At 35.4% G+C, this 23,330-nt stretch carries 19 protein-coding genes; all 19 read right to left on the reverse strand.

Translation table 11 applies throughout. From position 1 onward, the window contains the following. Position 1: 1 nt before the first annotated feature. The 19 genes from AAEY55_RS12075 to AAEY55_RS12165 all read right to left on the reverse strand — a co-directional run bounded on the left by AAEY55_RS12075 (position 2) and on the right by AAEY55_RS12165 (position 23,328). Positions 2 to 3,334 carry a glycosyltransferase gene (locus tag AAEY55_RS12075; protein ID WP_350551482.1) on the reverse strand — a complete coding sequence of 1,111 codons (3,333 nt, stop codon included), beginning with the start codon at positions 3,332 to 3,334 and terminating at the stop codon, positions 2 to 4. A 334-nt stretch (positions 3,335 to 3,668) separates the two neighbouring features. Beyond that, on the reverse strand, positions 3,669 to 4,673 hold the full coding sequence (locus AAEY55_RS12080; protein ID WP_350551484.1) for an NAD-dependent epimerase: 1,005 nt from the start codon (positions 4,671 to 4,673) through the stop codon (positions 3,669 to 3,671). A 145-nt stretch (positions 4,674 to 4,818) separates the two neighbouring features. Then, positions 4,819 to 5,985 carry a nucleotide sugar dehydrogenase gene (locus AAEY55_RS12085; RefSeq protein WP_350551486.1) on the reverse strand — a complete coding sequence of 389 codons (1,167 nt, stop codon included), beginning with the start codon at positions 5,983 to 5,985 and terminating at the stop codon, positions 4,819 to 4,821. Positions 5,986 to 6,087: 102 nt separating this feature from the next. Continuing rightward, the gene (locus AAEY55_RS12090) at positions 6,088 to 8,052 is read right to left on the reverse strand and encodes a nucleoside-diphosphate sugar epimerase/dehydratase (RefSeq protein ID WP_350551489.1); all 1,965 of its coding nucleotides are present in this window, start codon (positions 8,050 to 8,052) and stop codon (positions 6,088 to 6,090) included. 83 nt (positions 8,053 to 8,135) lie between these two features. After that, positions 8,136 to 8,696 (reverse strand): sugar transferase, encoded by a 561-nt coding sequence (locus AAEY55_RS12095; RefSeq protein WP_350551492.1) that lies wholly within the window; start codon positions 8,694 to 8,696, stop codon positions 8,136 to 8,138. 2 nt (positions 8,697 to 8,698) lie between these two features. Further along, the gene (locus tag AAEY55_RS12100; RefSeq protein WP_350551495.1) at positions 8,699 to 9,652 is read right to left on the reverse strand and encodes an SDR family oxidoreductase; all 954 of its coding nucleotides are present in this window, start codon (positions 9,650 to 9,652) and stop codon (positions 8,699 to 8,701) included. Continuing rightward, entirely contained in the window at positions 9,649 to 10,392 is a 744-nt protein-coding gene (locus tag AAEY55_RS12105) for a glycosyltransferase family 2 protein (RefSeq protein ID WP_350551498.1), read from the reverse strand. Before AAEY55_RS12105 ends, AAEY55_RS12100 begins: the two co-directional genes overlap by 4 nt. Positions 10,393 to 10,566: 174 nt before the next feature. Then, on the reverse strand, positions 10,567 to 11,643 hold the full coding sequence (locus AAEY55_RS12110) for a glycosyltransferase family 4 protein (RefSeq protein WP_350551501.1): 1,077 nt from the start codon (positions 11,641 to 11,643) through the stop codon (positions 10,567 to 10,569). 60 nt (positions 11,644 to 11,703) lie between these two features. Then, positions 11,704 to 13,023, reverse strand: coding sequence for a hypothetical protein (locus AAEY55_RS12115; protein WP_350551504.1), 1,320 nt, complete (start codon positions 13,021 to 13,023; stop codon positions 11,704 to 11,706). Beyond that, positions 13,020 to 14,648 carry a hypothetical protein gene (locus AAEY55_RS12120; RefSeq protein ID WP_350551507.1) on the reverse strand — a complete coding sequence of 543 codons (1,629 nt, stop codon included), beginning with the start codon at positions 14,646 to 14,648 and terminating at the stop codon, positions 13,020 to 13,022. The genes AAEY55_RS12115 and AAEY55_RS12120 overlap by 4 nt, the downstream gene beginning before the upstream one ends. Positions 14,649 to 14,736: 88 nt before the next feature. Beyond that, positions 14,737 to 16,005, reverse strand: a complete 1,269-nt coding sequence (locus tag AAEY55_RS12125) for a hypothetical protein (protein WP_350551510.1) — start codon at positions 16,003 to 16,005, stop codon at positions 14,737 to 14,739. Beyond that, entirely contained in the window at positions 15,983 to 17,065 is a 1,083-nt protein-coding gene (locus tag AAEY55_RS12130) for a glycosyltransferase (protein WP_350551513.1), read from the reverse strand. The genes AAEY55_RS12125 and AAEY55_RS12130 overlap by 23 nt, the downstream gene beginning before the upstream one ends. A gap of 42 nt (positions 17,066 to 17,107) precedes the next feature. Then, the gene (rfbC, locus tag AAEY55_RS12135; RefSeq protein ID WP_350551516.1) at positions 17,108 to 17,659 is read right to left on the reverse strand and encodes a dTDP-4-dehydrorhamnose 3,5-epimerase; all 552 of its coding nucleotides are present in this window, start codon (positions 17,657 to 17,659) and stop codon (positions 17,108 to 17,110) included. A gap of 21 nt (positions 17,660 to 17,680) precedes the next feature. Further along, positions 17,681 to 18,787: a DegT/DnrJ/EryC1/StrS family aminotransferase gene (locus AAEY55_RS12140; protein WP_350551519.1), complete on the reverse strand. Its 1,107-nt coding sequence runs from the start codon at positions 18,785 to 18,787 to the stop codon at positions 17,681 to 17,683. Positions 18,788 to 18,789: 2 nt separating this feature from the next. Next, complete coding sequence (locus AAEY55_RS12145; protein ID WP_350551522.1) at positions 18,790 to 19,290, reverse strand: hypothetical protein; 501 nt, start codon at positions 19,288 to 19,290, stop codon at positions 18,790 to 18,792. Continuing rightward, positions 19,287 to 20,342, reverse strand: a complete 1,056-nt coding sequence (locus tag AAEY55_RS12150; RefSeq protein WP_350551525.1) for a glycosyltransferase — start codon at positions 20,340 to 20,342, stop codon at positions 19,287 to 19,289. Before AAEY55_RS12150 ends, AAEY55_RS12145 begins: the two co-directional genes overlap by 4 nt. After that, positions 20,329 to 21,201 carry a glucose-1-phosphate thymidylyltransferase RfbA gene (gene rfbA, locus AAEY55_RS12155; protein ID WP_350551528.1) on the reverse strand — a complete coding sequence of 291 codons (873 nt, stop codon included), beginning with the start codon at positions 21,199 to 21,201 and terminating at the stop codon, positions 20,329 to 20,331. The genes AAEY55_RS12150 and rfbA overlap by 14 nt, the downstream gene beginning before the upstream one ends. Before the next feature lie 10 nt (positions 21,202 to 21,211). Further along, positions 21,212 to 22,351 carry a dTDP-glucose 4,6-dehydratase gene (locus AAEY55_RS12160; RefSeq protein ID WP_350551531.1) on the reverse strand — a complete coding sequence of 380 codons (1,140 nt, stop codon included), beginning with the start codon at positions 22,349 to 22,351 and terminating at the stop codon, positions 21,212 to 21,214. Positions 22,352 to 22,356: 5 nt separating this feature from the next. After that, a complete protein-coding gene (locus AAEY55_RS12165; protein WP_350551534.1) occupies positions 22,357 to 23,328 on the reverse strand; it encodes a GDP-L-fucose synthase in 972 nt (323 codons plus the stop codon). Positions 23,329 to 23,330: the final 2 nt, after the last annotated feature.

Here is a 23,330-nt window from a genome sequence, read left to right on the forward strand (position 1 = left end):
GTTATTCTGTTATCTCTTCTAATTCTTGGTGTTCTTGCGCAAAGTGGTTACATTGCTTAATTAATTGACTTAATAAGTTATGGATATGTTGATGGGTCATTTGCTCCACCTGAGCCTCAATATTTTTAAAGGTTTGCTCTGTAAATGTTTTACAAAGGTACTCTGCTAACTCCAAATAATCTGGATATTTTAACAGTGATTGGGCTAAACCATTTATTCGATAAAAACTAAGCTTTAATCGCGAAAGACGTGACCGTCTTGCAGCGCATGTAGACCGCCAAATGTTATCAATTTCAACAGCAGTAAATTCAAGATTATGTCCCGGTTTTGTAGATAAGAAATCTTGCAGCCCTGCGTACAAGGTTGAACCGAGAATTTCATCTTGAACTTTTTCTATATCAAACATTTTCTCATTTTGCACACGCCCTGTATGCAAAACAGGAAACGGCACACCTTTGATACATAGCCCATGATGAAACTTATTAACTATTGCCCACATCATGTCAGAGCGGCGAACAGCTCGGCCATTTATGGTAAGGGCTACGTTAGGTGTGTGTGTTAATGCTTTAGGGTTTAAAATAAACGTATTGCCACCACGATTAACCGTATCTTTTAGTAAGTCGAGTGGGGATTCTGAGCATAGGGGTATAATGCCACGAGTAAGCGGATACCCTGAAAGTATTGAGGGCGCAAACGCAATTAACCGCCTTTTGGCCTCTGCAACCGTTTCTCCTTCATAGGCTGGCTCAAGCCAAAAAGGTGCTTCAATATGAGCCGTGTGCTTACGCGATAAATCGTAGTAATAATCTGGGTACCTATTTCGAAGCTTATCATTTTCAGTACTTTTATTTGGTAGTTCACTGTCTTGCGGGAATGTATCTAGCCAACGTATGTTGTGAACTAAGTCGAGAAGCTGTCCTCTTAGCCCATTTAACGGGGGATTTGGAGACGCACCTTCATATTGACCAATAATAATATCAGTGCCATTTTGCTTTAATTTAGGCAGCCATGGCAAATACTGTAGTGCTCGGTTATCTAAGCGCATATCATCATCAAGGATCCACGCGTAACTTTCTGCGCTCTTTGCGCATGCTAAGCCTACATACTTTTGCAACATACTACGTGCAAAAGCAATACTAACCTGCCCACTTGGCCGATAAGTTAGATCACTACCAAATAAACCGGCTTCTGCATCTTTACTTTGCTGTTGTTCACTAATTATGCGTATAGCCCCTACTGGGCGCTTACTCATGTTTATCGCTAATTTTAATGAGCTCTCTGAGCAGCCATTACATAACACAATGGTATTGACCGCCTGTATATACTCTTGTCTTTCAAGAGCAGTAATACTGTTGAGCAAAGGGAGTAGCTTATCGGGATCACCTGTAATAACACCAATAGTCAGTATAAATGAAGCTGGTTTTTCTGGTGTTGGAATAGGCAACTTTATAGTCTGAGCTTGCTTTAGATCACAATCAATACCTATCAAGCGTTGTCTAAACTCTTTATAGCCAACCATTTGTGGTATATCTAGACAGCTTAATGTTTGGCGTAATAGTAATTTTAGATCTGGGTGATTTGCGTAATGAATAGTGAGGTACGCTCTTCGTGCCATATGCTCAAAGCCTAGCTCACTCCATGGACGAATATCTGAACCATAATCGATTAGCTTTACTTCATTTTGTGTTTTAATCAAATTTTTAGGGTGAATATTATTACAAACAATCCCCGCTTTGCTGCAACTATGCAGTAAGTTAATTACTTGCTCTGTATAGCCCCCTTTATAAGCTGTGCTAACTTCATAAGGATACGTAAGTACAACGTTTTTACCCTTAGCAACAACCTCATAAAGCGCATATAAACCTGATAAACCGGTCCATTGTGTTGCATTTTCTAATAAAAATTTAATTTGCTTATGTGGTACACGCGTTTTCCAATAATCTATACACTTAAATACGCGTTTTTCATCTGTTAATACAATAGCCTCAGAGCCCATGCCTAGTAGGTGAAGATTGTTAACACCATATAACACCTTAATCTGAGCTTTGGCCGCATTAATACGGGATAACTTTAATTGTTCGATAAGGGCTACTTGCTGTGACACTAACCCACGACTCAACTCATTTTCGCCCAATCGGTAAGCACCGACTCTCTCAAGAATGTCAGGCACCTCTTCTAAGAATGCTTTAGTGGTTGCAAAGTTAGCTTCTGCGGCCTCTAAAATCCACGCTTGATGACCAACATTTTCTTGAGAGATAGTAGCAACGGCTGTGTTTAAACAAACGTTTTTATTACATAGGTTATAACAGGTTATTCCTTGCTCCACACAAAACGCTATAAACGTGCCTAAGTCATTATTATCTGGCTCATATGATGCCGTCAAAACAACATTAAACCCAACAAGGTGTTTTTCGGCTGCTTGCTGGATTTTTTCAATTGCATCGTATAACCGCTCGAATGAAATAGCGCCGAGCTCAACACCCAGTGTTAATCCTATTTGAATTGCTGGCACTGATGGCTGGTATGTAGCTGAAGTCGGTATCCAATTAAATAATGTCTTTGCACGACTAAGAAAAGCTTCCCGCTGTGCGCTATTCATTATCCAATAGTATTTCTGCCAAAAAGTATTTAACCCTTTATTTTTAGTTATCGAGTTAGGTGTACTCAGGCGCTGTATTGTACTGCTTGCATAGTGATTTAATAACACCTCATCTAAAGCGTAATAATTTACTTTACTTAGCTCAGATAAACGTATACACAAGTCGCGATCTGTACAACTAAGTAAGTTTTCATCAAAACCACCCGCCATTAACATAAGTTCAAACGTTAAAAACAGGTTTGAACCTTGAATACCTGGATTACCTATTAGAAACAAATCTCTTTTAAGTATCTTCGGTGGTAGGCATTTAAAATATTCATCGTCTTCTACACGATTGAAACCCGCTGCCACCATATTAGACATATTTATACTCGAAGCGTGTAAACAACGTTCTAAGTAACGGCTGTGCCATTCATCATCATCGTCCAAAAATGCAAGAAATAATAATTCACTGCTTTTTTTATATTCACTACACAGGTGATCAATAGCGGTATTCCACGCACCGCTGGCACCGGGTGTACGATTATTTTTTAGGTACTTAATATGGCAATCATGATGAGAAAAAGAAGAAACTATTGATTCATTTTGCTGTTGAATATTTTCGTGAGAATCGTCGACAACAATTAGGTAGTTAGGTGATCTGGATTGGTTGAAAACAGAAGCGAGTGCACGCTCTTTTAAAAGGGAAGGCCTATTCTTAGTCGCTATAATTACAGCCACTTGTTTGTCAGTCAAATTATACTCCATTATTTTTGAGTGACGCGTTATATCGCTTAATTTCACACGAACCTAGCTAGCACTGGATTCAAAGGAGACAGATAATCCCTTTTGTAAAATTTGTTGTCAAGCTGAGTTTAAACGAACTCATCCTTGGATTGTTTAATGTTCGTTATCAGCAACTAAGTAAAAAATACGCTTTGCTGTTCAATAAAGCCATGGGACTTATTGGGGAGAAACCGGTTGCAATAAAAGTGTCTCAATTACGTCTCAGTAATAAGACACTTTTAAATCAGTAAGTTAAAAAACCCTAAAAATAACAGCCAATAGGCTTGGCTGTCGGTGGTTTTGCTTACTTGTTGTAAAACGCTTTATACCAAGTAATAAACTCAGCAACGCCCTCTTTAATGCCTACTTGTGGTTTGTAACCCGTTGCGGCAAATAAGTCTTGGGTATCAGCATAGGTTTGGTATACATCGCCGGGCTGCATTTCACGAAAGTTTTTCTTGGCTTCTATACCCAGCTCATCTTCAATTGCTTTCACAAAATCCATCAAGCTAATGGGTGAACCATGACCAATGTTATATACAGCGTAAGGTGCAGAACTTGAAGCAGGTGTACCTTGCTCTACAGTCCATTGCTCATCACGTCCAGGTAAAACATCAGCAATACGCACGACGCCTTCAATAATGTCATCTACGTGTGTAAAATCACGCCACATATCGCCATTATTGTTAATATCAATAGTGTCACCATCTAATATCTTTTTAGTAAAGATAAACGGTGCCATATCTGGGCGGCCCCAAGAACCATACACGGTAAAGAAGCGCAGGCCAGTTGTTGGAATATCGTATAAATGCGAGTAGCTGTGCGACATCAACTCATTGGCTTTTTTAGTCGCTGCGTACAAAGAAACAGGATGATCAACTGAATCAGATGTCTCAAATGGTACTTTAGCATTTAGGCCGTAAACAGAACTTGATGAAGCATAAATCAAGTGCTTCACTTTTGTTTGGCGACAGCCTTCAAGAATATTAAGATGGCCAACTAAATTAGAATCAGCGTAAGCATGTGGGTTTTCAATTGAATAACGAACACCTGCTTGTGCCGCAAGATGAATGACGCGGTCAAACTGCTCTTGCTCAAATAAACTTGTCATTGCAGGGCGGTCTGCTAAATCAACCTTTTTACACTCAAACTGCTCATGCTTAATACGTTCAAGACGTGCAAGCTTAAGGTTAACGTCATAGTAATCATTTAAGTTATCAATACCGACAACTTGATGTCCTGCAGCAGTTAGTTTCTCTACAACCGCACTACCAATAAAGCCAGCTGCGCCTGTTACTAAATATTTCATAATATTCCTTTATATGTAAAAGGGTAAAGAGGTATCGAACGTCAAACAATAAAAACTAGTTACTAGCAAAGAGTCGTTTAATTACGTAATAAGCTGTGACTGATACCTAAAACTGTATATCCAAATTACTATAGCTAAATAGCTATTAATCACTTCCAAATAAATCGCGTGTATATACTTTATCTGCAATGTCGCTAAGCTCTTCAACCATACGGTTAGAAACCACTACATCCGATATTTGCTTAAACTCATTTAAGTCTTTTATAACACGCGAATGATAAAATTCATTTTCTTCAAGCACAGGTTCGTAAACGACAACCTCAATACCCTTGGCTTTTATACGCTTCATTATGCCTTGAATGGCGGATGCTCTAAAGTTATCAGAGCCTGTTTTCATTACTAAGCGGTAAACACCTACGACTTTCGGTTCACGCTTAATAATTGAATCGGCAATAAAATCTTTTCGTGTAGTATTAGCATCAACAATTGCACCAATAATGTTGTTTGGTACACTTGCATAATTTGCGCGTAATTGCTTAGTATCTTTAGGTAAACAGTATCCACCATAGCCAAACGATGGATTATTATAATGGTTACCTATACGCGGGTCTAAACTTACACCTTGTATAATTTGCTTGCTGTTCAAACCATGCGCTTCAGCGTAGCTGTCGAGTTCATTAAAGTAAGCCACTCGCATTGCTAAGTATGTGTTAGAGAATAGCTTAATCGCTTCAGCTTCTGTTGAATCTGTAAACAGTATTTCAATGTCTTCTTTTATAGCGCCCTGCATGAGTAAGTTAGCAAATACTTCTGCACGCTCACTTTGCTCGCCTACTACAATACGTGATGGATGCAAGTTATCGTGTAAAGCTTTACCTTCACGTAAAAACTCTGGTGAAAATATTAAATTATCTACACCTAACTCTGTTTTAATATTCTGAGTAAAGCCAACCGGAACTGTCGATTTAATTACTAAAACAGCGCTTGGGTTATGTGATATAGCATCTTTAATGACTGCCTCAACTGAGCTAGTATTAAAGTAATTATTTTCTACATCATAATCAGTGGGTGTTGCAATAATTACAAAATCTGCATTTTTATATGCTGCATTTTTATCAGTAGTGGCGGTAAAATTTAAATCACTACGCGTTAAAAACTCACTAATTTCGATATCCACTATGGGGGATTTTTTATTATTTAAAAGCGCTATCTTTTGTTCATCAATATCGAGCGCAACAACTTCATTATGTTGTGCTAATAACATAGCGTTAGAGAGGCCCACATATCCTGTGCCAACTACTGCAATTTTCATTCTATTCCCTAAAACCACTGGTTTCATTATCATTGAGTTTTCAACTTTAATCACTATCGGATCTCTATTTATACTTGATAGCTAACATCTAACAATTATTCTTTATTGTTTACTTAAGTTAACCACATTGCTTACGCTTTCAGTATTATCTTTAGATTCATTTTCTAGTCTAGCATTCCATACTAAATCACAAATACCATCTGTAGGGTTAAAACCGGTTGGTGCATCTAGTAATAGCTGTCGAATTTTTTCATGCTCAAAGTTATGACATGCAATATCAAGTGCATCAATAAATACATTAAGCTCTTTAAGCGGTAGCATTACTTCGTTTGCAGTCATTATGCGCTCGTGCAAAGTTTGCTCTACGTTATCGCCTATTAAAAGCTCTTCATAAAGCTTTTCGCCAGGGCGTAATCCGGTGCATTTTATTTCGATATCGCCATGAGGAATATGTTCAGTTTTAATTTCGAGGCCTGATAGCCTAACCATTTTTGTAGCAAGGTCTTTTATTTTTACTGAATCGCCCATGTCTAGTACAAATACGTCACCGCCTTTGCCCATAGCGCCTGCTTGTATTACTAGCTGTGCCGCTTCGGGTATGGTCATAAAATAACGGGTTATATCAGGGTGAGTAAGAGTTATTGGGCCACCTTCTTTAATTTGGCGACGAAATAGTGGAACTACTGATCCACTTGAGCCAAGTACATTACCAAAGCGTACCATACAAAAACGCGTTTTATGTTTACTGCCTTTTTCTTGTGCTAAGCCTTGTAGTACTAGCTCAGCCATGCGCTTTGTAGCCCCCATTACATTAGTAGGGCGCACTGCTTTGTCGGTAGAGATTAATACAAAGGTATCTACTTTTGCATTAACAGCTGCTTTTGCTGCGTAATAAGTACCAAATACATTATTACGTACGCCTTCAACTACATTGTTCTCAACTAATGGCACATGCTTGTAAGCGGCTGCATGGTAAACTGTTTGCACACCAAAAATAATCATTACGGTTTCTAGGCGGTTAACCCGCTGAACAGAACCCATAATAGGAATTAACTCAATTGCGAGTTCTTGGCAAGCAATGTATTCGGCTAGCTCTTTTTCTATTGAGTAAAGAGCAATTTCACTACGTTCAAAAAGCACTAATTTAGTTGGCTTTATTTTAACTATTTGCCTACAAAGCTCAGAACCTATAGAACCACCAGCACCGGTAACCATAACCACTTTATTAGCTATATTTGCAGTCATTAGCTCTGGTTTAGGTGTTACTGGGTCACGCCCGAGTAAATCTTCAATACCTACATCTCTAAACTCCGAAAGTTTAGCTTTACCTTCAACCATATCGGCCATACCAGGGATTGACAGTACCTTAATTGTTAATGGCTCAAGTTGAGCAAGTACTTCTTTGCGCCTTGACCGAGTTGTACTTGGCATAGCTAGTAATACTTTAGATGCTTTACCTTTGTTGACTAATGAGTGAATATCTTTAAAAGCTCTAACTGGTATACCTTGAATTATAGAGCCATGTTTTGTTATGTCGTCGTCAATAAATGCACTTACAAAATACTCAGGGCCTGCATTTAAAGCTGTAGCAAGTTGCCTGCCAGCAGAACCCGCACCATAAATAATTACCGATTCTTTATTACTAGTCGTCATTTTACCAATAAGTGCTCGGACTAAAATGCGCGACCCACCTACCGTTAATAAGCATAACCAAGCAAAAATAAACGGCATTGTTCGCGGTATGTTCACATTAGTAAAAAAAGCTAAAAGCACCAAGCTTATAGTGGTTATAAGTGTGCCTAAAATAATTGCCCACAATGCTTGCGAGTTCATGTACCTAAGCACAGCTCGGTATAAGCCTAAATTAATAAATGCATACAAACTTATAGGTATTAGCATTGCCAACAATAACCAGTTATCGGCGTTTTTTAAAGACTCAAAGCTATCGAGCCTTACTATTAAAGCTAACCAAAAAGCAGCAGCAATAAAAAGTGAATCTATACACAACGTAATAGCACGCTTTTTAGCGCGCGAAGCATTAATAATAGAACGGATAAAGCCATCCATGAGAAGTACCTTGTATTAACTTTTTAAACCTAGAACCTAGAACCTAGAACCTAGAACCTAGAACCTAGAACCTAGAACTTATATTATTTAACCCTATCACCACTTCCACTTCCAGTTACGGTCATCAATATATATTTAAAGTAATTACCTATCGTCATTGTATCAATCATTTCACGATCTGTTTTAGCAAGTAATTCAGGAGTAGACATATCTATAGTATTCACTTGAGCTAAACCGGTAATGCCTGGTAATACATCATAAACACCACGACTATCACGCTCAGAAATTAATTGATCTTGATTAAATAAATTAGGACGAGGGCCAACGAAGCTCATCTCACCTTTTAGCACATTAATTAGTTGTGGAAGTTCATCTATTTTAGTTTTACGTAAAAAAGAGCCTAACTTAGTGATAGAAGCTGTACTTGCAAGGTGGCTAGCTACTGATTTTGTATCAACCGACATAGTACGGAATTTAATAAGATTGAATGTTTTTTTATTTTTACCAACACGTTGTTGGATAAAAATAGGAGAACCAGTATCAAATAATCCAATAATAGTAACAATTAATAGAATGGGGAAAGTAACAAGTAGGCCAAAAAAAGCCAGTAAAAAGTCGAAAGTACGGATTAGGAAGTGATTCATGATTATTTCTTTTTATTTAAGTTATTAACAAAAGTATTAGCCGTTTTTTTCATAGATTCAGGGGTGCTGTAAGGAGGAGTCCATTCTAATAGCTCTTTTGTTTTAGATATATCCACTTGTAAAGAACCACATAAACGCTGCGATATTCCAGGCTTATTAATTAAATTAGCTATCAAGTTAAACCATGACGCAGGAACAGGTAATAATCGACTAGGTCTATTTAATGCAACCGCCATATTTTGTAACAAACCAGTAGTAGAAACATCATCATCATCTGATACTAAAAAGGTTTGATTGGCAGCTTTGGGATGACTAATACAGGTAACGATTAGGTTAACTAAATTATCAATGGATACTAAACTACGCTTGTTTTGTTTAATTCCACCAAGCGGTAAAGGAATACCTTTATAAATCCATTTCATCATAGATTCGAAGTTAGCTTTTACACCGGGGCCATAAACTAAAGGAGGTCTAATAATGACAACTTCCATTCCCGTTTCTTTGGCTATATTCCGAAGACCTATTTCAGCCTCATATTTACTAAGCCCATAAGGATCAGTAGGAATAAAGCTATCGTCAGGCTTAAAAGGCTGCCCCACTTCTGTTGACTCCCCATTAACCTTAATTGAGCTAATAAATATAAAACGTTTTACACCAGCATCCGCAGCTTGTTGAGCTAAATTGAGTGTACCATAAGTATTTACTTCTCTAAATGCTTTCAAAGAGTTAGTAGAGCTATCCTCCATAACATGAACACGTGCGGCGCAATGAATAACATTGTCAGTATTTATTACAGCAGCAGTGAAGTCACTATCGGCATTAATATCACTTCGATAAAAAGATGACTCTGATATTATAGATGGCTTGTTTCTTCCCAAGCATCGTAAATTCTCACTTACTAAAGCAGCAAGTATTGCCCTACCTAAAAACCCTGTACTTCCTGTCAATAGTATCATTTGAAAATATATCCCATTACTTTACTAGGATATTTAGATATTACTGAAAACCAGTTCGCCTTAATATTATTATTTTTACAGGATTCTAATATCTCCTTATTCAATATATAATTTGACATAAAGCCGGAAGTGCTTACTCCGCCTAACCGCATTTTAACAATCTCTTGCTCTAAATATCTAAATGTCGAGTTTTGTAAAGAGAATATCCGCAATAGCATATCAAAATCAGAAGCGATCTTAAAATCTGTACGATATAAGCCCGCTTTCTCGTAGCACTCTTTTTTTACATAAAAAGAAGGGTGTGCAGGCATCATACCTCGTGAAAATTTTTCCTTAGTAAAGCATTTAGATGAGTAATGCCTTTTTTTATTTAAAAAGTAATCGTCTGAATAGAAGCCGACATCGCCGTAAACACCATCGCTATCACCAATAGAGCCAACGATATTTTTAATCGTATTACTGCTAGCAAGGATATCGTCAGAGTTTAAAATGCCGATGATATCCCCCGTCGCTAAAGTGATGCCTTTATTCATGGCATCATAAAGTCCATTATCTTTACCGCTCACATGTACAGTCACAATATCACTGTATTTTTTTATGATGCTATTGGTGTTATCTTGAGATAGCCCATCAACAACAATATACTCGATATCTGAATATGTTTGTGATTGAATTGACTTTAATGTATCTTCTATTGTTTTTTCTGAATTATAACAAACTGTTATTATTGAAACTTTCATGTATTAGTTATTTCCAAATAAATTACGATTACAAACCTTATCAACAATACAAAGCAATTTATTAACTACACGGCTACCTAAAATCACATTAAAATAAAAAACATTTTCATCATTTAAAGTGAGTTCATAAATACTTGACGTTATAAAGTTATCTAACCCTGTATGCATAAGATATTAACTAAAAACCTCAAGGTAGTCACTGACTCGCCGCTCTCTGGTATATTCCTGATTAAAGCGCGCTCTCAGTAAAGACCCTATATTTTGAATCTCCTGCTCACTTAATGTTTCAAATTTTAAAATAGTCATCTTTAACATAGTTATATTTCTAGCTTCAAATAAAAAGGGGTAATCTTCTCCCAACATTTCCCGAATAAAGCCAACATCAGATGCAATAATAGGGATACCTAATGACATTGCTTCAAGTATTACAAGAGGAGCGCCTTCATTCCAAGAAGGTAATATAAGTGCTTTAGATAGACTAATCACTTCGAATTTTCTGATGTCGAAAATAGACTGAGAATAATTAACATTACGCAAAGGAAAGTCATCTTGTAACTTTTGTATCGACACATTAGGCGTTTCACCACCAAAGCACTTTAAGTGAAGGGAGTTGGGCAGACTGTCCCATACAGATAATAGATCATATATCCCTTTTTCTTTAATATAATTTGATAGGTATAAATAATAACTTCTATCTTTCGTTATTTTTTGTACAAAACTTTCTCGTTCAAATTTTCTGTTATCAATCGTATTTGCGACATAGACGTAAGAACTAGCCTCTAGAAAATGTTGTTTATTGTACATTTTCGTTTGTGCATCACTAATCAGAATTATTTTATACGAGAGTTTTATAGATAATTTAAACAAAAAAGCCAAAATTCTACTTTCTTCTACTTTACTTGAAAGATCACCTCGATGAACATGAATAATAATTTTTGTTTTTCGAGAAAAAGCCTTTACGCACAGCAACATAAGTAATGACTTAACGCCACCTTGTAGACTTAAGCTTAAAACACAATAAAAAAAATCAAACCGCGAAGCTCTAACAACACAAAAAACAGTGTACAAGGCTTTAATATAATTATAAATTTTAAAAAAACCTAATTTGCCATGTTTCGATAGCACTGAGTATTCTTCAATGACTTTAATATCGAAATACTCGGCAAGATCACGTAAAAAGAGAGCATTAGAAATAGACACACCATGTGTCGCATATTTGGCTGTCTCTCCATAAAATAATATTTTTTTCATAAAAATACTCATAATTAACAACTCAAATTAAAATTCGAGTAAATAAAAGTTACAATTTTGTCATTTTTTTCTTACAAAAAGAGAAAACCCAAACAATAAACAATATAAAATAGCAGTAATCAAGGCAAATTTCACCAATGCTAAAGGCCCATATGCATACCATCGAGGAAAAGTAATCAAAAGTGTAAAAGCATATATAAAAAATACTTTTTTGGAATTAGGTTTCAGACCTTTTCTAATAATACCGCCAATAAAAATTCCTGACAGAATAGGACCTAACCAAGATAACCAGACATAGAATTGTGAACCGATTAACCCTCCACCTCCAGTGCCAAATTTATCTTGATCGATTAATGCAATATTTGATGCATGCTTTAACTCATTCCCATAAAGAAATAAGTTAAAAAGATACGATATAGAACTTTTAATCCTAAATTCAAGTCCCCAAAACCCAGTATCAACCAACCCTAACATTCGGGCGGAGGATTGTTGTACATCTCCATAGTTACTTGACACTGTCCCAGTTTTAGATATTGGTGAAAAATCAAAAAGTACCATTGGGTTTTCAATCAACCCAAAAATTAATAGTGGGTTTGTTCTTATACGGCCAACAATCAATAAAAGCATAAACGCTAAAATAATTGACACGTATAGCTTTTTTAAACTCCATGACCTAAAAAAATTTGTTTTAAAATACATAAACGCTAATACGATTTGTATAACCTCAATCCTACCACCATAAAGTACTGTCTTTAGGGAAAAGAAGATGACCATAAGCGTAGCAATAACTTTATGTACTTTAGAGTCATTTGAAAAAAATAATGCCAGTATCAAAAATATCATTGCATATTCAAACAGAGGGGATTTATCTCTTTCACTAGCACCATACCCTGCAGTTAAGACAGTATCACCTGACATACCAAAGTGAGTACATATAAAAAACAAAACGACAGTGAATAGGAACAATAATTTATCAGGCTGCCTAACATAAGTGATATTTACCATGTTCTTTTCACTTATGTTAAATAAAAAAGAACCTAGCATAATGAAAAACAAACCACTTATAACTGAAACTTTATTTAAGTAGTAAGCAGACTGAAAATCCATCCAATATGATATATATAGTTCATTAACAAAAAAATTATAAGGTTCAAATGAATACATTAAGAAAAAGGCAAACAATATAAATACAGGTATACACCGAGAAAATTTAAATAAATAAATAAGGTTTATTAATAAAGTAAACTGCCAAATGAATTTACTTTCAGGGGAAAAATAAAATATAACACCTTCAATAGCCCAAATAAAAAAAGGAAAGATAAACAGGACATATTTAGATAAGGCTTTTACCTTATCTTCATCGGTAGCAATTATATTCATTGTAATAAGCTGATTAAACTTAAAACTTGGAATCGCTCAGAAACACCACCAGATTTAACAGGTATAGTACTTAAAGTTTTTTGCTGCTCTTCGTTAAATATTCCCGCTTGATATAATGAGTCACAAGCCACCTTTAGTTCACCTGAGAATTTATGCAACATATTTACATGCGATTCTGTATGATACTTATTCGGGTAAATCATTTTACCTTGTGTTACCTTTGCGATTAAAGCAGAAAGTGTATTCTGCAGTTTAAAATCAAACTTTTTAATAAGCGACTGTATGCCTTGATTCGAAAACTCATTGCCAGCAATAAAGTGTCGAGATGATATATCAGCTATCTCAAAGCCTTTAACAGCACCGCTTTCAAAAAGAAGGTCGAGCACCTTTTTATGCTTTCGAAGGGGCAGTGGAACAGACATCATAAACTCAAGCAAACCGCTATTTGCATAGGGTAAGCAGGTATCCATAAATCGGGATTGCTGAAACGCAAGATTCATATGGAATTTTTGATTCCGCTCTGTTACATACTTATACTCATTTAGTGAACTATAATTAGCATCAGGATTAAAGCCTGAAAATATATTACTTATATCGGCTTCAATTTCACACCTAATGTCCATGGAAAGTCCATCAGTCGAGTTTAAGGTACGGGTTAAGGAATCACTACCCATTGATATGTGCTTATTACCTGAGCAATCAAAGCCAAAAAGGGCATCTGAGAAGTAATTAGATATTTGAGTATCAGTTCTTGGTTTAAAATTGCTTTCAAGCACTGAGCAAATATGTGAATGTTGAATACCTATCTGTCCACAAGTGTACTTAGATAAAAAATTTAACTGACTACGATAAGATGCCTCATTTAATATATGTAGACTCGGTTCTTTAAGTCCATAATGATGACAAACTTTTTTTGCTAACTGATAATCTAAACTTTGCTTTGTAGAGCAGTAGGTAAAAGTTTTAACTAAGTGCGCTTTATTAGCTTTATGTAGATACGCTGCTGATAATCGGCTATCTAGCCCCCCGCTAATCCCCATTAAATAAGGTTTTTCAGGGAGATTAGTAAATATATCGGTTAATTTTGAATCAAGCGCTTCAATAAGGTTTTTCTCATTTTTTAAGCTACTATCTTCTTCGACATTAAAGTCCCAATAACGTTCTAAAGATAAGCCTTCGTCTGTCACTATCAATTCACTGGCGCTTGGGAGCTGGAAGAGCCCTTTAAACAAGGTGCGATTCCAAAGACAAGAGCCAAATAAAATACTTTCCCATAAACCTGCTTGATCTATGTCGGCGTCACCTAAAGTATTAAAGTCATAAGGCTCACTGGTGATTATGATTTTTTCAGAAGTCTTAAAATAATACAAAGGAATGGTACAAAAAGGATCATTACTTATTTTCACTTTTTGTTTATCACGATGAACTAAAACACCTTTATTTTTTTTTGAGAAATTAGCCGTGTCAGTAAAATCATGATGAGGTAAGGCACACTCTACTTGTTCGTTACTAATATAAGTAAATATTTGAGATTCTATTACATTTAAATTTTCTGATTTTATTTCAACAATTGGCTGTCCAGTATCTGAAAGTGTAATTTCAATTCTGATAAATTTGTTTTTCATATTGACTCATTCTAATGATATAAATAAATTAAGCTTCTAGATGAAGGTAAACACACTAGAATATATTTCTTTTTCGCTAACTCTTAACTCAAATGTTTTCATTTTTGATAACTCCGAATACTAAATATGATTTGAAAGATAGTTTCAGTGCTGAAGCAAAGACAATGCCTACTAAAAAACCTGAGAAGCCATAACCAAAAGTTAAACTAACTTTTAAAACTAAGGAAAGGGTATATGAAATCATATCAAATTTTGCAATGTTTCTTTCCTGTGCTCTACTCATTAATAAATTATGCAACAATTGATTAATTGTTAGCAGCATAAATGTAGGAAAAAGAGCGCATAATACTAATGTTATATTCTCTTCAACACCTAACAATTTATCAGAAAAAATTAATAATAAAAAAGTTTCACCATAAAAATAAACGATAGGAAATGAAATCAAGGTAGCTAAGCACACTACAGCAACAAGCAACTTTATAAATTTATAATCAGAGTACTTTTCCTCTTTAGTTTTACTCTTACAAAACCGTGTTAACGTAGGCGTTATTATTACCGTATTAATTACGGTAATTATAGCTCCGTATATCCGTTGAACAAAGGATACTAAAGACAAAAAACCAGGCGCTAAAAAGCTTGCAATAAATTTTTCTACTAAATCTTCAGTACGATAATAAAGACCACTAATAAAAAAATATTTGGATCTTGAAAATAATTCTTTTGCCATTTTCTTATCGTATTTAATTCGCGATAAGTAACGGATATTCAATATTAACAAAACAATAAGTAAGACTACTTTTATGGCTAACTGAGTTAACAATGCACCGACAAGCCCAAAGCTCTCCACCAAATAATAGCAAACAGATAACCCAACTAACGAAGAAATAAAATTGATTGATATAGCTCGTACAAATCTTTCAGATGCATTTTCAAAACAGATGAACACCTGGGATAACAGGTCTACAACAAAGATTGTGCAAGAGAGTAGAAATAGACCATAAATAAATTCGATTGAATATTCATCAATATAATTGGTATAAATTATATTTGTTATAAATGGGAGTAATAAAATTAAACATATTACAATAAGCAAAGCCCAAGTAAGTACAATATAAAAAATACTAGAAATTGACTCTGTAATACCTCGGCTAATAAGTATTGGAGTAATAACATTAGTTAAGCTCCAACCAATAGCAGCAAGTAAGAAAAGATACACTGATAGAGTAATATAATACACATCAAGCTCTAAACCAAAGCCAAGCGAAGTAGCAATAATTAGTGTTGTAAATAAATTAGTAAAAACTAGCCCACCAGAAAAAAATAATAAGCTACCTTTAGTTTTTATTAGGTTTTTCATTTTCATACTTATTTATAATTTCAGCGACACGATCAAATACCTCATGACCATCAGTCAACAGTCTATTGTATGCTTGGTTTGCAACCTCATTTATTAAATCGGAATGCGCTAGTAGATTATTGATAATTCTCAGGCATTCATCTTTATTATTAAAAAAAAATATTTCTTTTTCATTTTCATACAAGTTAGCCATGTCTTCAGTATATTCTGATAGCATTACGGCTTTAGCCGCGGGAATTTCAAATACTCTGCGGGTATATGTATCATTATTAAGTTTTGATAAAAAAATTAAGGCTATTTTCGCTCCATTTAACACTTCATTATACTCTACATAGACAGGTTTAATTTTCCCAGTAAAACTTTCAATTTCTGAAATATAAGGCGATTTATCCCAGCTAGTTCCATATAATTTAAGAGCAACCCCTGCCTTTAGTAAGTGCAAAAGTATCTCATCGCGACCATCATTTTCATAATGCCCAATAAATACAACATCAGACATATAAATTTTGTTAACAGCAGTAGGTGCCATTATGAAATTTTTATCTTTAAGGTAATATGAACGCAAGATAGATGATTTTTTGTAACCTATGTTTTTATAATCATCTAAATTTTTATTTCGATAGGAAAAGATATGATCATAGTATTTAATCCCACGCATAAAATGGCGCCAAAAATACTTAGGATAATGCGTGCTGAAAGGATCATCATTATTATACCCAAAAACAACCGCACCTGTTTCTTTTAACTTTTTAATGGTTGAAGGAAATATATGCGTACCACGATAAATAAAAATAAGGTCATATTTACACTCTACTGAATCACGTAGCAAATCACGATTAATGCGAAGCAATTCAGGGCCAAATGTAAATCGATTCTGTATACGGTAATATAAAGAGAGTAGTAAATTACTCTTCACTTCAAAGCGATTCGCGTATTGATAATATTTAAAGTATTGAATCCAGGAGAATTTAGAGACCTCACAGCCATGCTCTTTGAATGCTTTATAAAACGACTCTTCATATATTTCGGCTAACCAATCCCCAACTACTAATACTTTCATAGTTATTTTTTAAGGGGGGGACAGCCCCCCTTACACTCACTTTTATAGGTTAATTTTAGGCAGGTTATTAAAAGAAACACCTTGCATATCTTTACCAGATAAAACAGGTGTCTCTCCTTCAGCTAAAGGCCATTTAATATTAATTGCTTTATCATCCCAAGCTAGACTTTGCTCAAATTCAGGATTATAGAAATCAGTACATTTGTAGACAAATTCAGCTTCATCGCTCACAACAAGAAAACCATGGGCAAAGCCTTCAGGAATCCATAATTGCTTTTTATTTTGAGCAGATAAAAATTCACCAACCCATTCACCATAAGTTGTAGAATTTTCTCTTAGATCGACAGCAACATCAAATACCTCACCTTGTATGACTCGAACTAACTTGCCTTGACAGCTCTCCGTTTGAAAATGTAAACCACGCAAAATCCCTTTTTTAGATTTTGAGTGATTATCTTGCACAAAGCTTCTATCTGCGACTAGTTCTTTAAATACTTTATCATTCCATGTTTCCATGAAAAAACCGCGTTCATCACCAAAAACTCTTGGTTCGATTATTTTTACAGCTTCGATTTTTGTATTAGTTACTTTCATTTACAAGCCTTAGTTCCTGAATTAGATATTATAAAAAGCGGTAATTTCAGCAACGACTTTTTTGGCATCATCAAGTGACATATTAGGGTGTAATGGAATACTTAATGCGTCATCATTTAATATTTCACTATTTTCCAAGCGTAGATCCATTTGTCCGTATATAGGATTTAGGTGCAGTGGATGATATCTAAGAGTGGTATAAACACCTCTGTCGATTAAGTACTTTGCAAGTTCATCACGTTTAGGCACACGTATACAGTAGGTAAAATATGAATGTTTATCGCCTTCATTAGCTTCAACAGGCGTTATCACTTGTTGAAGTTCTGTAAAGGCTAGTTGGTAATAATCCCAAATATCTTTACGCTTTTGCTGTAATTCATCTAATCTGTTTAGTTGCTCAACGGCAATAGCTCCGGCAATATCCGACGGGTTCATCTTAATAAATGCTTCATCAATCGCATATTCCCACCAACGAGCCTTTCCATTGGTAGATGCTTCAAAACCAGATTTACCAATTCCGCAATAGCGTAATTTTTTAGCTCGTATAGCAGCTTCATCTGATTTAACGGCAACACCGCCACCTTCGCCAACTGACAAGTTCTTGACAGCGTCAAAACTATAGATACCAACTTCAGCAATGCCGCCACAAGCCTCGCCTTTATAATATGAGTCAACAGCGTGTGCTGCATCTTCGATAATTGGCAACCCTAACTCTTTTATTCTATCCATATCTACTGGTAGACCAGCATAATGAACGACCATAATCGCAGATGTTTTATCTGTAATCTGTGCTTCTACTGTCTCTTTGGTTACATTCATTGTTTTAATATCTACATCACAGAATACTGGTTTTAAACCAGCAAGTAACACCGCTTGTGCACAAGAAACCCATGTGAAAGTAGGTACAATAACCTCAGAGCCCTTCGGTAAGTTTAATAATGTTACAGCCATATATAAAGCATTAGAGCCACTATCAACCATTATAAAGTTTTTAAGGGTTAATCTTTCTTTAAAGTCACTTTCAAACTTTGCGACTTTAGGCCCCATACCCATCCATTGCTTTTTCATACTATCTGCAACAGAATTTATTTCATTTTCACCAACATGTGAACCAAAAACAGTAATCATTATTAATCTTCCTTCACTATAAAATTCTTTGAGTATTTCTTTGGATTATATTCCAGAAGAGAATACGTTTCATACTCTTCTTTTACTTCAAATTCATTTTTTAAATACCAGTTAAATGCAGGATTTTCATTTAGTACAACACAGCTTATTTTTTTCTGATATTTGTAATTAATAAAATTTAGCATTAATTTAAAAGCGTCTGACATTGTAAATTTTTCGTGATTGGTTTCTACACCACGCATAATATTATAAACATCTATAACACCTTCTTTAAATCGATAACCCATACAGCCTATTGCTTCACCATTGAGCATTACAATATACATTTGATTTTCAGAATCATTGAGATAACTATTGAACCATTCTAATTGCTGCTTTGTGGTGATTATTTCTTTATGAAAAAAACTGTTTCTATGCTTATTCTTCCAAAGCCTCAAATTTTCCAGGTTAGCAATACTAAGACTTACTAAGGAAAATATCTCATGCTCATCTAAAATTATCATTTCATTGCCTTTATAACTTGCTTTGCCCAGTATTCACCATCATATTGATTTGCAATTAACAAAGCCTTTTTCGAAAACTCGGTTATTAAAAATTGGTTATCATGAAAACGCATTATAAGTTCACTTAATTTTTCAACATCTTCAGGTCTATACACATATCCATTCTCACCATCAATTAGACAGTCGATAACAGCCCCGGCGCCATTGGAACCGATCACCGGCGTTCCTGACGCTAGAGCTAGGACCGTAGCCCCATATGCATCAACTCTAGCTGGGTGAATGAATATATCACTTTTAGCTAGCTCTTGTTGATAATTAGCTGGGGACAACCAGCCGATAAACTCTACCGAAGTAGTTAGCCCTAAAGCTTTAACTTGAGCCTCTAACTGCTCTTTCTCAGGACCAGTACCAGCAAGACGTAATTTAACTTTAGCATTTTTAGGTAACGCCCCTAATGCACTAATTAATAAATCAAAACCTTTATCAAATGTTAATCGACTACCTGCAAATACCTTCAACTCATTACTTTCGAAATGTAATATTTTTTCTTTGACTACTTCGACCTGAATAGGAAGATTATGCAGTCTAGATTTAGAAAACCCTTTGGATGAAAAATAATCAATAGTTGTTTTTCCTGCACAGAATAGTTGAATATTTGATTTTTTCAATAAAAAATGAAATAAGCTTCTTACCTGCCTACTCAGCCAACTTCGTTTTTTATTATCATCGGGGAGATCAAACCACATAAAAAGATTTAGTTTAAAAAAAACTGAAAGTAAAAAAATAATTCGCGTTGTAGGGTTACTCCAACCAACCATCAAAAAACTTTCTTTTTTTGATTTTTTTATGTAGTTTTTTATCAATCGTAAGTTTACTTTTAACCCATAAATATTTGCGTTAATTATTTCATTTGTTAAATCGATATCCCATTCATATTGATTGGATTTACTCAATGCATATTCAAGTTTAATTTCATTAATAGCATTAATATTTTTGATTAATATATTATTGTGAGGCGTTGCTTCATCTTGAATAAAATTAATCGTTTTCACAAATAATTCCCAATAGATATTTACCATATTCAGTTTTATTTAATATCTCATGATCAAAATCTGATTTAGTTAAATCAATCCAGCCACTGTTATGGGCAATTTCTTCTAAGCAAGCAATTTTAAAACCTTGACGCGACTCTACAGTATGAACAAATTGTGAGGCTTCCAATAAACTAGCATGAGTACCGGTATCTAGCCACGCATATCCACGACCTAGCATTTCGACATTAAGAGTACCTCTTTCTAGATATACCTTATTCACATCGGTAATTTCTAATTCCCCACGAACAGAAGGCTTAATCGTTTTTGCAATTTCAATAACGTCATTATCGTAGAAGTACAAACCAGTTACTGCATAGCTAGACTTAGGGTTAGTCGGTTTTTCTTCTATAGAAATAGCTTTTTTATTTTCATCGAACTCAACTACACCAAAACGATGTGGGTCATGAACATGATAACCAAAAACCGTCGCGCCAGACTTTTGAGATTTCGCGCGAAGTAATTTAGGGCTTAATTGTGGCCCATAAAAGATATTATCTCCTAGAATAAGGCAAACAGGATCTGAGCCAATAAAATTGGCCCCTAAAATAAAAGCTTGTGCTAATCCTTCAGGTTTTTCCTGAATTATATAAGACAGGGTGATACCAAACCTTTCACCTCCACCTAATAGCCTTTTAAAACTGTCAATATCTTCAGCCGTAGTAATGATCAAAATATCTTTAATACCAGCTAACATTAGCACTGATAATGGGTAATAGATCATGGGCTTATCATAAACAGGTAATAGCTGTTTCGAAACCCCTTGCGTTATTGGATATAAACGACTGCCAGAACCTCCTGCTAAAATAATACCTTTCACATTACTCTCCTTAAACTTGACTGTTTATTTCACCAAGACGTTCTCGCTTGTACGAACCATCCTGTATGTTTTGACACCACACTGGGTTATTTAAATACCACTGGACTGTTTTATATAGCCCTGTTTCAAAGGTTTCAATCGGTTCCCAGTTTAATTCTTTACTTATTTTTGATGCATCTATTGCATATCGGCGGTCATGGCCAGGGCGGTCAGTTACAAATGTTATTTGTTCTGAATAATTATACTCTTTGGGCACTAACTCATCTAAAATACTGCAAATATTTTGCACTACCTCAATGTTCTGCTTTTCATTATGACCACCGATATTATATGTTTCACCTACCTGACCTTCCGTTACTACTTTATAAAGTGCACGAGCGTGGTCTTCTACATAAAGCCAGTCGCGAATTTGGTCGCCTTTACCGTAAATTGGTAACTCTTTACCTTCAAGTGCGTTGAGTATTACTAGCGGAATTAACTTTTCAGGGAAGTGGTAAGGGCCATAATTATTTGAACAATTTGTAACTATCGTAGGAAAGCCATAAGTACGTAACCAAGCACGAACTAAGTGATCGCTCGATGCTTTACTTGCTGAATACGGACTACTTGGTGCATATGATGTTTGTTCAGTAAAAAGAGGTAAACCTTGTGAGTTGTTAAGTGCTAAGTGTGAAGTGCCAGTTTCACCCTTCACATTTTCCGCTTCCCCCTTCACATCATCAGGATGCGGTAAGTCACCATAAACTTCATCCGTTGAAATATGGTGAAACCTAAATGCGAGCTTTGCGCTATCTTCGAGTGAATTCCAGTACTCGCGAGCAGCTTCTAATAATGTGTAAGTTCCTACAATATTAGTTTGAATGAATTCAGCGGGGCCTGTAATTGAGCGATCAACATGGCTCTCTGCAGCTAAATGCATTACAGCATCTGGCTTGTGCTCGGCAAACACACGGTCTAGGGCTACACGGTCACAAATATCAACTTGCTCAAATACATAGCGCTCGTTTTTATCTATAGATTTTAATGAATCAAGATTGCCTGCATAAGTTAGCTTATCTAGATTTACAACTGAATCTTGAGTGTGTTCTATTATATAGCGAACAACAGCAGAACCAATAAACCCTGCACCACCAGTTATTAATATTTTCATATTACTCAGCTCCTATACTGTCCCTGATTAGCCAAAAACCATTCATAAGCTTGGGTCAAACCTCTTTCTAATGATACTGAGTATTCCCAACCTAGAGACTTAAGCCTTTCAACATTCATTAACTTACGTGGTGCACCATCAGGTTTTGATCTGTCAAACTCAATATCACCTTTAAAGCCAACAACCTTAGCCACAGTTTCAACTAGTTCACGGATAGTGCAGTCTGTACCAGTACCTACATTTATATGACTTAGCATTGGTTCTGTATTTTTGATATAAATAGATTGCTTTAAATTCATTACATGAATAGATGCAGCGGCCATATCCTCTACATATAAAAACTCACGCATAGGTTCACCACTCCCCCATGCAATAACTTTTTTTAAATTTTGTAGTTTCGCTTCATGAAAGCGGCGAATTAATGCTGGTATTACATGGCTGTTTTCAGGGTGAAAGTTATCACCTGGTCCATATAGATTTGTTGGCATAACACTACGGTAATCGCGCTTATACTGACGATTGTAACTTTCGCAGAGCTTAATACCCGCTATTTTAGCAATTGCGTAAGGTTCATTAGTTTCTTCTAACCTCCCTGTTAATAATGCAGTTTCAGCCATTGGCTGCTCTGCATATTTAGGATAAATACATGAAGAGCCTAAAAATAGTAACTTCTGGATACCTGCCAAGTGAGCACCGTGAACGATATTACATTCTATCATTAAATTTTCATATATGAATTCTGCAGGATACGTATTATTAGCTACAATCCCTCCCACTTTGGCAGCAGCTAAATAAACTTGGTCTATTTTTTCATTTTGAAAAAAATCGAGTACCGCTTTTTGGTTGGTAAGATCTAGCTCGCTTCGTTTTCGTGTAATTATATTTGCATACCCATGCGCTTCGAGTTGACGAATAATTGCAGAACCAACCATTCCACGATGTCCTGCAACAAAAATTTTAGCATCTAGTGTAGACATTA

The sequence above is a fragment of the Pseudoalteromonas sp. 120-MNA-CIBAN-0494 genome (genome assembly GCF_040308885.1).
Classification (GTDB): Bacteria; Pseudomonadota; Gammaproteobacteria; order Enterobacterales; family Alteromonadaceae; genus Pseudoalteromonas; species Pseudoalteromonas nigrifaciens.

Coding starts and splice junctions, on each gene's coding strand:
- AAEY55_RS12110 (WP_350551501.1), bottom strand. CDS start 11,643: ATGAAAAAAATATTATTTTATGGAGAGACAGCCAAATATGCGACACAT.
- AAEY55_RS12160 (WP_350551531.1), bottom strand. CDS start 22,351: ATGAAAATATTAATAACTGGTGGTGCAGGGTTTATTGGTTCTGCTGTT.
- AAEY55_RS12140 (WP_350551519.1), bottom strand. CDS start 18,787: ATGATTACTGTTTTTGGTTCACATGTTGGTGAAAATGAAATAAATTCT.
- AAEY55_RS12120 (WP_350551507.1), bottom strand. CDS start 14,648: ATGAAAAACAAATTTATCAGAATTGAAATTACACTTTCAGATACTGGA.
- AAEY55_RS12105 (WP_350551498.1), bottom strand. CDS start 10,392: ATGAAAGTTTCAATAATAACAGTTTGTTATAATTCAGAAAAAACAATA.
- AAEY55_RS12090 (WP_350551489.1), bottom strand. CDS start 8,052: ATGGATGGCTTTATCCGTTCTATTATTAATGCTTCGCGCGCTAAAAAG.
- rfbC (WP_350551516.1), bottom strand. CDS start 17,659: ATGAAAGTAACTAATACAAAAATCGAAGCTGTAAAAATAATCGAACCA.
- AAEY55_RS12095 (WP_350551492.1), bottom strand. CDS start 8,696: ATGAATCACTTCCTAATCCGTACTTTCGACTTTTTACTGGCTTTTTTT.
- AAEY55_RS12125 (WP_350551510.1), bottom strand. CDS start 16,005: ATGAAAAACCTAATAAAAACTAAAGGTAGCTTATTATTTTTTTCTGGT.
- AAEY55_RS12145 (WP_350551522.1), bottom strand. CDS start 19,290: ATGATAATTTTAGATGAGCATGAGATATTTTCCTTAGTAAGTCTTAGT.
- AAEY55_RS12115 (WP_350551504.1), bottom strand. CDS start 13,023: ATGAATATAATTGCTACCGATGAAGATAAGGTAAAAGCCTTATCTAAA.
- AAEY55_RS12085 (WP_350551486.1), bottom strand. CDS start 5,985: ATGAAAATTGCAGTAGTTGGCACAGGATATGTGGGCCTCTCTAACGCT.
- AAEY55_RS12080 (WP_350551484.1), bottom strand. CDS start 4,673: ATGAAATATTTAGTAACAGGCGCAGCTGGCTTTATTGGTAGTGCGGTT.
- AAEY55_RS12130 (WP_350551513.1), bottom strand. CDS start 17,065: ATGAAAGTATTAGTAGTTGGGGATTGGTTAGCCGAAATATATGAAGAG.
- AAEY55_RS12100 (WP_350551495.1), bottom strand. CDS start 9,652: ATGATACTATTGACAGGAAGTACAGGGTTTTTAGGTAGGGCAATACTT.
- AAEY55_RS12165 (WP_350551534.1), bottom strand. CDS start 23,328: ATGTCTACACTAGATGCTAAAATTTTTGTTGCAGGACATCGTGGAATG.